Here is a 10,304-nt window from a genome sequence, read left to right as displayed (position 1 = left end):
TGAAATTAATCTTATGAATAAGTGATAGATAAATACAAAGTGGTGATATTCTACCCGAAAGGGTTGGAAAGTCATTTACACAAAAATATTGACGCTCCCTAAACTAATCTATCATTTGTCGATGTTATTCATTAATTTAAATTACTTTTTGTTTAATTTTTGTGTAGGGGTAGGGACAAATATAACTATTAATAACATTCCTAAATACAAAGGATACTTTAAAATTTCATTAGTTGAATATCCTAATAAATAAGCCATACCTATTAACATCATTACTATACCAATTACAAACAAACCAAGTCCTATTTTTTTCTTCATATATTTCCCTCCAAACTTAATTATTCTACTTATTTTGAGCCTGCCTCTTTTAATTTGGTGATATTGATTCGTTGAGAGATTCCGTGAAAAAAATGGCTCTTTCTAACCCTAGAAAAAGTGGAGATTCTTTTTCTTCCTGCACTTTATTATTATAAAACATGGGGAAAAATAGAATAAAAAAGCAAATTACTTACCTAGCTTACAAAGACACTTACTGCCTTTATTCCGTTGCTTTTTGTAAAATACTAAAAAAATCATTATCGTTTACGATTGAATAGTGTTCGAATTGTCCGTCGTGTTTAATGATAGTCAGTGATTGCTTATCTGAAATAAGGTACATCGGATAACCTGTATTTAAAGAAATGATAATCCGATAATCATAATCACGAACGTCTATTGTTCCTTTCTCAAATCTTGCGTTTTCAAAAGCTTTTATCAAGTCATGTTGTGTTTCTTCTGGAATTTCAATGTCTGTAAAAATATCCTCTGTATCTAAATCAAGCCTTTTAAATAATGCAAACAAAACCACCTCAATCGGATGGTCTTGTTTTTAATAGCATAAAAATATTCATCAATATAACGAACAATGGGTGCAATATAAATGCGATGGCTATTTGAGCATAAGAAACATCGAAATATTCCGCATCGCTATTGAGAAAATATATGTTCAACATCATAAATAGTGCTAATACAGCTATGACAGTGTAATGAATGCCATTTTGAGAGCTGATAATCGAGCCACAAATATATAACAGTGTAGAAATAAATAGTAGTACGTGCAGAGTAATGGCTTCATCCATTCCATATGAAACGGGGATATCAGAAGTTATCAATAACCGATAAGCAAAAGACCCCAGCAAAACAAACGAGCCAAATAAGAGTAATAGATTGGAAATTAAATTCTTTTTCATTTTCTCACCTTTATTTTTATATTAGAATTTTATAAGAATGCCATTTAAAAAAGTAATAAAATACACTGCAATATTGAGATATACATAATAATTAAAAATCTGTGTGTACTATCACGGTTTTGAAAAAGCATCCTCAAAAGAAGATTCCATGTAAATATCAAAGAACACCCTATATGTAATGGATCCATCTATTCAACAAAAGCGTCCTATTACTTGAACTAATAAATAGAATTACCACACTTTATAACCATATTTTACCACATCATCATTCTTAAACGCTACGATTGTCTTAAATTATCATGCTTATTCAGTCTTGATTATCCTTTAACGTGATTCGCAAAATCTCACCTTCTTTTATATAAAAATACGCTACTCGATGTGAGTAGCGCTTACTGGCGAAAAAATATAGAATTTTTGTATTAAACCAATATTTATGACTGTAAATTTGCCCAATCTTTTCGAAGCAATCCCATATGATAAATATCATAAAAATTTGAAGGTGTTTTTTTGACGGACAAGAATAGAACATTACTCAACTCGGTTGTTGGTTTTGTATTATTTACTTTAAGAGGATATAGAATCTTTACAAACAACTTAGAAGCTATGTCAATTCTAGTATCCTATATTTTCTTTATTTGTGGATTGATAGGCTTTGTTTTTAATGTAATAAAGGTGTCCAGAATCCCTCGAACTTAGCGTAGTTTTGTTGCAACCTTTTTATTAATGTACACAATATCCTCCTTTTATAAAATTGCCATCTAAGGGCATAACCTGTAGCGTCTGCAAATGCTGCGGCTTTTTTATGCTTTTATAAATACTAAGGAAAAAAGCCTTATCACAACGATCTACCTCCGAATTTACATCTTATTTTTTCTCTTTTACAAGTTCAAACCTTCTATTCGTATAATCAATCACCAAACGCCCATCCTTTGCAATATCACTACCAAAAACACCATCTAACTTAAAGAAAGTTGCAAGATCTGTTAGCATCTCTCTCACATTGTGTAAGCGAATGGCTTGATTCTCATTAAGGTAAACAATTAAATTTTCAATACTGTTTAATGCTCTTTCTTTTACATCACCTAAACCTCCTGAAAGTATCATTCTTTTCTCTATTTTAAGATCATTTATTTTTGATAAGAGAGGCTGTCCATAATGGCTCTTATTTGCACCAGTGTCTAAACCGAAATACAAGGGGACTTGGTTCTGTCCCTTCACTTTTAAAATGGGATATCCGCAGAAGAAAAGGTTGTTCTCCACACCATCTTTTCGTTTCGGTTTCTGAATGACGACTTGCTTTCGTCCATAGTCGATTTCCAGAAAAATATGTTGTATGATATCCCAGCCAATGATTCCATCTATCTTCATCATTTCTTTTGTTTCAGGATTTTGAATCGTTAATAATTCATTCGCTAACACCAAGGTAGGATGGTTATGAATCCTCAGATCCTGTATGACAATTGAATCGATGATTGCCAAATCTGTACGGAAATTTTGGTTTGTTGAATTTCCAACCTCCAATTCTTCCTCTTTCATAATGTTGATCTCACAGTCTCTAACAATAGAATTTGAAATGACCGTCATCCCTGCTCCAGTATCTAACCAAAAGCATTTCCTATTTCCATTAATCATTACTTCAATCGTTGGAGAGCCTGAGATGCTTAGATTCATTGGCATACATATATGATCGTTTAAGTAGGAGAATGTGGTTTGTTCAAACTGGCTGCAAGCTTTCGCTATTAAACGATTGCTTTTATCAATGCTTTGGTCGTCAAGAAGTCCAAGCATCTCTAATTGTTGCCATTCTGATTTGGTAAAATAAAGTTCAAATAAAATCTTGGCACAGCCACTTCGTAGTGAAAGATCTTGCGACACACTATACAGACCTTTTAATATTTCTGCACCAAAATTTTCTTTTCCGTCTGTAATTAACTTTAAAGCAGAGACAAATTCTTTTTGTTCTTCATTCATTTCTAACGTTACAAAATCAAACTTCTCTATTTCTTCTATCGTTTTCAATTTAACCCCTCCAACAAATAATTTAATTTTTTTTTCGGTTACTCAATACTAGTAGTTCAATAAAATTCTAGATAGTCATTATTTCTATATAATCCCAATAAATACTTCTAATTCAACTTAATTACATCGTTTGTTAAAGAATCAAATTTATTTGAAACTAAAAAAAGCAGACGCTCTGCTACTTTTTCATTTGTTTCAATATGTTGTGTCTGATCCTAAATATGTTAGAAAGTTTCATATGCTTGTCAATTACTTGCACACTATTCCTATTATATTGTGAACAAGAGCCAAACCCTTGATACATCCGGTTTTGGCTTTTTTACTATTTCCGATAATTCACTTTCTCTCATTGGAGGATTCGTTTTTGCAATCCATTTTCACCAAAAAAAAAGATTGTAAAATAACAAACAGTGTTTTATATTGGAGATTATGATTTTTTTTCAAAATCTCAAAATCATAAATAAAATTCAATTTATATAAAAGTTAAAGAACGGAAGTGAATTATGAAGAACTATCTTTATCCCCTATTAGTAGTTATTGCAGCCAGTAGTTTTGGTATCGTTTCAACTATCATAAAACTGGCAATGCGTAGTGGTTTTTCTGTCTCTGAGGCAGTTACAAGTCAGTTTTTTGTCGGCTTTTGTATAGCAGTATGTATTTTCTTAGTTACAAACAGATCAAAATTAAGCTTTAAAGGTGTTAAAATCCTTATATTTGCAGGCATTTTAACAGGGTTAACAAATATTTTATATGGTCATTCATTGAACTTTTTACCTGCTTCTTTGGCAGTTGTACTATTGTTTCAATTTACATGGATCGGTATGTTGATTTCTTGTATCACAAAACGACAACTTCCAAGCAGAATTGAATTAATATCTTTAATCATATTGGTAGCTGGTACCATACCTGCTGCTGGTATAATTGATGTTGATTTATCCCAAATACCTTTTCAGGGGTGGTTATGGGGGCTAGCAGCAGCTCTTTGTTATTCCTTATTTTTATATGTGAATGGAAAGGCAACTGCAAGTATGACAACCTCTAACCGTTTAGTATTGGTTTCTTTCTTTGCCTTCTTGATTACAGCGGTTTTTCAGTCTCCTGAAATTATTTGGAATGGGACTTTGTTTAACGAGGGACTTTGGATTTATGGATTGGCATTAGGATTATTTGGCATGATTATTCCTGTTTTCTTATTCACTATTGCCGTTCCTAAAGTAGGTTTAGGCATGTCATCAATATTGAGTGCTGTTGAATTGCCAATCGCGGTGATGGTGTCAGTTATCTTATTAAGCGAAACGGTTACAACTTTGCAAATAACAGGTATTGTAACCATCGTCATCGGTATAAGTTTACCTACAATACTAGATAAAGATAGTTTGTTAAGAAACGTCAAAACAAAATACAAAAAATCAGACAAAGAAGTAGCAAAAGGATCTTCGATTTGAAGATCCTTTGCTTATAAAAATTGAGGACACATCCTACAAAATTTTTTTGAAGTGTGCATCCACTCCCCTGCTGACAGATGATAATAAGTTGTTTAATAATACTACCAACGAGCATAACACCGTCCATTAATGTGGACGGTGTTAATTAAAGTTATTAAATTTGCAATGTAAATTACTTTTTTCAAGCTAAAATATAACAATAAAGTCGTTTAAATTGATGAGTTGTACAACAAACGCTCACTTTAGTAGAATAACTAATGCTCAATCCAAAAATTACTTAATGCTTCTTCAACTAACATTTAGTTAAAGAATGAAGTCTGTGCTCAATAAGAAGCCTAAATCGTTTTAGCTATGGACTATTAGCTATTCACCCTTTGATTTAGTCATTTACTTTTTCTTACAAAAGAAAAAACACCCTAGATAAGCGAATAGACTAGTCCAATTTTGAAATGGATAGTTTGAACACTTACATAGGTGTTTTAAGTACCTCTATATAGTTGGTTGAGGTTATGATAGATATTTAATGACGTTTTTTAGTTTAGACAGCTTTTCATACTTATGCTTGTAACGCCTCAATTGTTTGAGCTACTTGCTCTTCTGTTAAATTGTGACGCACGATGTAGCGGTTGCGCTCATGCTTTGTACATTCGATTGTACAGCCACCTAAATGCTTTGCTTCATTTTCTTCAGATGCGATGATTTGCTTGTTACATTCAGGGTTTGCACAGTTAATGTAACGTTCACAAGGTTCACCGTCATAGTGATCACGACCGATAATCACATGTTCTACTTGATTGATTGGCACCGTTAAACGTTCATCAAATACGTACATTTGACCGTCCCATAATTGGCCTTTCGCAACAGAGTCTTTTCCGTATGTTGCAACACCGCCATGTAATTGACCGACATCGCCAAAGCCTTCACGTTTCATCCAGCCCGAAAACTTTTCACAACGAATCCCGCCCGTGCAATATGTTAAAACATTTTTCCCTTCGAACAGCTCGCGGTTTGCACGTACCCATTCCGGTGTATCACGGAAGTTTTGTACATCTGGTCGAATCGCACCACGAAAATGGCCAACATCGTATTCATACGTGTTACGCACATCTAATACTACAGTATTTTCATCTTGCATTTCAGCAAGGAATTGTTCTGGTGATAGGTAGCGACCTGTTAATTCATGTGGGTTTACGTCTTCTTCTAACCCTAAGTTTACTAACTCAGGTCGTGGGCGTACGTGCATTTTTTTGAATGCATGCCCATCTACCTCATCAATTTTGAAGACTATGCCTTCAAATAATGAGTCAGCTTGCATGTTTGCCATGTATTGCTCTGTTTGCTCAATCGTACCTGAAACAGTTCCGTTAATGCCCTCGTTGGCTACTAAAATACGACCCTTTAAACCGATTTCTTTACACATTGCTAAGTGTGTTGCTGAAAACGCATCTGGATCTTCAATCTTCGTGTAATGGTAATATAATAAAACTTGATAATTCATTGTTTTCCACCTATCATTTCAATATTTGCAGGATATTCCTGATAGTGTCTTTTACGACTTATTAACCATAAAGGATAATCATATAATATGCTATCGGTAATTAGACTGAAATGGGTATAAATATTGTGTTTAAAGAATTTGTGAACTGGTCAGTTGAACTTTTTTATAAAGAAGTGTTATTCCACAATCTGGCCCTTGAATGTAGACGCATTCCTAATTAGAGAAATGCGCCCGATTGTTCATAAATAATTTTTGATTCACTCTCTCATTTCACTTTTTTACATATACCCTAGCTTGTTGAGAAGACGGCTCAAAATTATCGCCATTTCTGCACGGGTTGCGGTATGAGGTGGTCTGAAATTATCTTCATTGTCACCTATCATAATACCGCTGGAAATGATTTTTTGCACTGCCTCAGTAGCCCCATTCTGATACATCTTTCGAATCAATGAATTGAATAGAATGGTTTTCAGGAGCATTTAAATCAGCGCTGCCATCATATTCAATCATTCTCGAAAGCATGACCGCAAGTTCTTCCCTTGAAACAAAATCATTCGGACGGAAATTTCCGTCCTCATACCCGTTCACAAATCCGGCTTCTGTTGCAGAGGAAACCGCCATTTCATACCATTCGCCGTCAATATCGGATAATGTTGCGGTATTCGCGGACACCTGGATACAAATATGCCCTGACCAATAAAGCTGCGGTCTCCGCGCGCGTTAAGTGGGCATTCGGATCGATTCCCTCTCCTTTTCCCTCAAAGATGAGCAAATCGATAAAAAGGCAATACAATTACCTGTTAAAGGATATCTAAAAGCTTTTACCCGTTATTTATTTTGGTGCAATTATTTCTTTACCACCCATGTATGGTCTTAAAACTTCAGGAATTACTACGCTTCCATCGGCTTGTTGATAGTTTTCTAGGATAGCGGCAACTGTACGACCAATGGCAAGACCTGAACCGTTTAATGTATGAACATATTCTGGTTTTGCATTTTGCTCACGACGGAAGCGGATATTCGCTCGTCGTGCTTGGAAATCCTCAAAGTTAGAGCAAGAAGAAATTTCACGGTACATGTTTTGTGCAGGAATCCAAACTTCTAAATCATATTTCTTCGCTGCAGTAAAACCTAAATCAGCTGTACACATTTTTAGCTTACGATATGGTAAGCCTAGTAATTGCAATACTTTTTCCGCATGATTTGTTAATATCTCTAATTGTTCGTATGATTCCTCTGGTTTTACAAAGCGAACTAGTTCTACTTTGTTGAACTGATGTTGACGGATTAAACCACGTGTATCACGACCCGCAGAGCCTGCTTCTGAACGGAAGCACGCACTATAGGAAGCGAAGCCTTGTGGTAAAGCCTCAGCCAGTAAGATTTCATCACGATAGAAGTTTGTTACAGGTACCTCTGCCGTTGGAATCATGAAATAATCTGTTTCCTCTAATTTAAATACATCTTCTTCAAATTTAGGAAGATTTCCAGTACCCGTCAAACTATCACGATTCACAATGACAGGTGGTAGCATTTCCTCATAACCATGCTCCTCTGCATGTAAATCCATCATAAATGTCATTAATGCACGTTCTAAACGAGCTCCAAACCCGCGGTAGAATAAGAAACGGCTACCTGTTACTTTTGTACCTCGTTCAAAGTCAACAATCTTCAAATCTGTAGCAAGATCCCAGTGTGCTTTAATGTCAAAATCAAATGTTGGCATTTCACCCCAAGTATATTCTTCTACATTGTCGTCTTCTGTTGTCCCGACTGGTACAGATTCGTGTGGAATGTTTGGTAAGCGCATCATCATATCTTTAAAGCGCTCTTCAACATCATTTAGTTGAACATCTAACTCTTTAATTTCATCGCCTACTTGACGCATACGAGCAATCACTTCATCTGCATTTTCCTTGTTGCGTTTCATAATTGAAATTTGTTCAGATACTTTATTTCGTTCTGCTTTTAATTCTTCTGTTTTAGCAATTAACTCACGACGCTTTGCATCTAAATCCTCAAAGTCATCTAAGTTGCCTAAATCTTCATTACGCGTTAATAGTATTTCTTTAATTTCCTCGAAATTATCGCGTACGCGTTTAATATCTAACATAGTCATACCTCCAGTAGTTTAATGACATTGCATCCATTAAGTCTTAGTGTAATTGCGTTGCAAGCTAAACCTCAAATAGCTCCGCTTTGAATCAAAATAAACACAAAAAAGCCCCCATCCCTAAAAAGGGACGAGAGCTACCCGCGTTGCCACCCTAATTGATTAGGCATATACCTAATCCACTTATTTTATAACGGCATTTCAGCCGGCTACAGCCTACTTACATTACTTCGACTGTGCAACTCCAGGACGGATTCACAAGTGCTTCTATCAGCTTCCACCAACCGCTGACTCTCTAAAAAAAACGTGCTTGCTACTACTTCCCATCATCGTGTTCAGTTATTTAAATTTTAACCATACTGTACTATATGAAAACAGATTTCGCAAGTCCTACCATAGGATACAAAATATTCTAGAATTCTTGAATCACGGTTATTTACGCCTAATATCCACCATTCAACAGCTTGTTTTGGTTCGGTTACCATCAAACCAGTCATAAAAGAAAAAACTAAAATAATTTTGATAGTCCTGATATGTTTTTATTTAGTTGTTTAGCAATTTTTTTAATATTACTAAACTTAAAGATTTTACACGTACTAAAAATAGTTGTTGATATCTAAAAAACTTTTGTATACAATATTTATAATTTGATACGCAAACTCACACGAATTTGTGAGTGGCGGAATTTTGTAGAGTTTTTTCTCTGTTTCATTCGCCCGTCGTCTATAAATAGACGACGGGATTTTTATTTTTTGGAGGGATTTTTTGAATAAATTAAAGTTTTCTTTTGTGGTTTTATTAGGTGCCTGTAGCTATGGGGTCCTATCTTCCATTCTTAAAATTGGATTTTTAAATGGATTTTCTTTTCCTGAACTTTTAGGTGGACAATATGTATTTGGCTGGTTTGGACTATTATTACTTGTTATTACCTTTTCGCGTTATAAAGTATCCTCAAAAAATATATTTTTGTTGTTAGCAGTTGGGACAACAATGAGTTTAACAAGTATTTTTTACGGGTTTTCTGTAAAAGAATTACCCGCATCTATTGCTATTGTATTGTTATTTCAATTCACTTGGATGGGCGTCCTAATTGAGGCAATTGCTAATAAAACTTTTCCAAGCCGCGAAAAGATAGTGTCCATTCTCATCTTATTTGTGGGAACAGTGTTTGCTGGGGGTGTATTTGATGGAATAGGACAAGAATTATCAATAAAAGGAATCACCTTTGGGTTACTAGCAGCTATAACTTTTTCCATATATATATTTGCAAGTGGACGTGTATCTACTGATGTTCCAATTTACTCAAAAAGCTTTCTGATGACAACAAGTGCAACACTCTTTGTTTGCTTAACTTTTCCCCCAACATACTTGATTGATGGTACACTGCAGGCTGGATTATGGAAATATGCTTTAATTTTAGGTTTCTTTGGTGTTGTTATACCAGTCATTTGTTTTTCAATTGGTGTACCAAAAGTAGGTACAGGTCTTGGAACAATTTTAGGAGCAGTCGAACTCCCTACAGCAGTTATCGCTTCTATTACACTTGTCCATGAAGTGGTATCGCCTTTACAATGGATTGGGATTCTTTGTATTTTATCCGGGGTTTTCTTCCCTCAAATGTTAAAAATACAAAAAGAGAAGAAACAAATTTGTTTTCGTGAAGATACTACAGATTTTTAGGTAGGTTTCAAAGCTCCATTTTGAAAAATGATCAAAATGGAGTCAATCTTTCTAACTAAGTATGAAATTTTGATAAGAAAGTCTAATCAATTAAAGGTGCCTTATTCAACTAAAGCGTCCGATTGTTGAATATCAAGGTAGTGTTCTTGCATTCTGCTTGTCAACATAGGCACCTATATTTGATTAATCTAAATAGCAGTTCTGTTTAAAAGTTTCTTTTTAATAACAAAGTAAGTTAATATACCTAAGCAAATATATATAATCAACAGAGAGTATAAAATATTTTGTGTAAATAACTGAAGACATAGAAAAAGGAAAAC

The 10,304-nt window shown here is 34.5% G+C and carries 9 protein-coding genes and 1 other annotated feature; of the genes, 2 read left to right on the top strand and 7 right to left on the bottom strand.

All coding sequences use genetic code 11. The features are described 5' to 3' along the window. Positions 1 to 141: 141 nt before the first annotated feature. The 3 genes from AO843_RS24990 to AO843_RS23440 all read right to left on the bottom strand — a co-directional run bounded on the left by AO843_RS24990 (position 142) and on the right by AO843_RS23440 (position 3,248). A complete protein-coding gene (locus AO843_RS24990; protein ID WP_197279002.1) occupies positions 142 to 318 on the bottom strand; it encodes a hypothetical protein in 177 nt (58 codons plus the stop codon). 220 nt (positions 319 to 538) lie between these two features. After that, positions 539 to 841 carry a hypothetical protein gene (locus AO843_RS23450; protein ID WP_054613466.1) on the bottom strand — a complete coding sequence of 101 codons (303 nt, stop codon included), beginning with the start codon at positions 839 to 841 and terminating at the stop codon, positions 539 to 541. A 1,252-nt stretch (positions 842 to 2,093) separates the two neighbouring features. Then, positions 2,094 to 3,248, bottom strand: a complete 1,155-nt coding sequence (locus tag AO843_RS23440) for a retropepsin-like aspartic protease (protein ID WP_054613464.1) — start codon at positions 3,246 to 3,248, stop codon at positions 2,094 to 2,096. Positions 3,249 to 3,751: 503 nt separating this feature from the next. Between AO843_RS23440 and AO843_RS23435 the strand changes: the two genes are divergently transcribed. Then, positions 3,752 to 4,693 carry an EamA family transporter gene (locus tag AO843_RS23435; protein ID WP_054613463.1) on the top strand — a complete coding sequence of 314 codons (942 nt, stop codon included), beginning with the start codon at positions 3,752 to 3,754 and terminating at the stop codon, positions 4,691 to 4,693. A 556-nt stretch (positions 4,694 to 5,249) separates the two neighbouring features. Here the strand turns inward: AO843_RS23435 and AO843_RS23430 are convergent. The 4 genes from AO843_RS23430 to serS all read right to left on the bottom strand — a co-directional run bounded on the left by AO843_RS23430 (position 5,250) and on the right by serS (position 8,304). After that, positions 5,250 to 6,191 (bottom strand): oxygen-dependent tRNA uridine(34) hydroxylase TrhO, encoded by a 942-nt coding sequence (locus AO843_RS23430; protein ID WP_054613462.1) that lies wholly within the window; start codon positions 6,189 to 6,191, stop codon positions 5,250 to 5,252. Positions 6,192 to 6,469: 278 nt separating this feature from the next. Then, on the bottom strand, positions 6,470 to 6,574 hold the full coding sequence (locus tag AO843_RS25670; protein WP_369814453.1) for a hypothetical protein: 105 nt from the start codon (positions 6,572 to 6,574) through the stop codon (positions 6,470 to 6,472). A gap of 31 nt (positions 6,575 to 6,605) precedes the next feature. Then, on the bottom strand, positions 6,606 to 6,863 hold the full coding sequence (locus AO843_RS23425) for an S-layer homology domain-containing protein (RefSeq protein ID WP_156314032.1): 258 nt from the start codon (positions 6,861 to 6,863) through the stop codon (positions 6,606 to 6,608). Between the two features lie 160 nt (positions 6,864 to 7,023). After that, on the bottom strand, positions 7,024 to 8,304 hold the full coding sequence (serS, locus tag AO843_RS23420) for a serine--tRNA ligase (RefSeq protein ID WP_054613460.1): 1,281 nt from the start codon (positions 8,302 to 8,304) through the stop codon (positions 7,024 to 7,026). A gap of 123 nt (positions 8,305 to 8,427) precedes the next feature. Then, positions 8,428 to 8,643 (bottom strand) — a binding site (T-box leader). 426 nt (positions 8,644 to 9,069) lie between these two features. On the opposite strand from serS, the gene AO843_RS23415 reads away from it, so the two are divergent. Beyond that, positions 9,070 to 9,984, top strand: coding sequence for an EamA family transporter (locus tag AO843_RS23415; protein ID WP_054613459.1), 915 nt, complete (start codon positions 9,070 to 9,072; stop codon positions 9,982 to 9,984). The last annotated feature ends 320 nt before the right edge of the window (positions 9,985 to 10,304 follow it).

The organism is Lysinibacillus sp. ZYM-1, from assembly GCF_001308875.1.
In the GTDB taxonomy this organism is placed as follows: domain Bacteria; phylum Bacillota; class Bacilli; order Bacillales_A; family Planococcaceae; genus Lysinibacillus.
Note: the sequence above shows the minus strand (reverse complement) of the source record. Positions and strands in the feature narration are given on the sequence as shown.